The sequence below is a fragment of the Bradyrhizobium sp. NBAIM08 genome (assembly GCF_020193935.1).
In the GTDB taxonomy this organism is placed as follows: Bacteria; Pseudomonadota; Alphaproteobacteria; order Rhizobiales; family Xanthobacteraceae; genus Bradyrhizobium; species Bradyrhizobium yuanmingense.
Map to the genome: position 1 here is coordinate 1 of NZ_JADYVR010000497.1, position 434 is coordinate 434.

Genomic DNA, 434 nt, shown 5'->3' on the forward strand with positions numbered 1-434 from the left:
GAGGATGGCAAGGCGGGGGTGATGCAGGCCTTTCCCGCGCTGTTTGCCCGTGAAGTGGCGAACCAATTTTTCTACACCGGCGGTGTGCGTGAGACGGGTGTGGATTCGACCTCGGCGGCTCTGGCTCCCGGTGTGAATGTGCGAGTGCTCTCGGGACAAGATCAGGCACTGGTGGATGCGCCCTCCATCCTGGGGTCGGTGGCAACGCAGTCTCCGGTGGATCTGGTGCTGATTTGTCATGGCCTTGCGGAAGCTGAAGCCGGTGTGTCGCCGCCAGCCTTTGCGCGTCAGATGGAGCAGGCCGTGGAGGCTGCGCGTGGCTTGAAGGCGGAGGTCTTGGTGGTCGCGCCCTGGATGCCCGCCAGCGAGAGTTTGGAGAAGACGCTCGGAGGTGCCTGTCCTGTGGCAGATGCTCTTCGTGAGCAGGCTGAAGG

Annotated in this window: 1 protein-coding gene; it reads left to right on the plus strand. The window is 63.6% G+C overall.

The features are described 5' to 3' along the window. Positions 1-21 precede the first annotated feature (21 nt). A partial coding sequence (locus I6F37_RS40630) for a hypothetical protein (protein ID WP_225154465.1) occupies positions 22-434 on the plus strand: 413 nt, incomplete at its 3' end.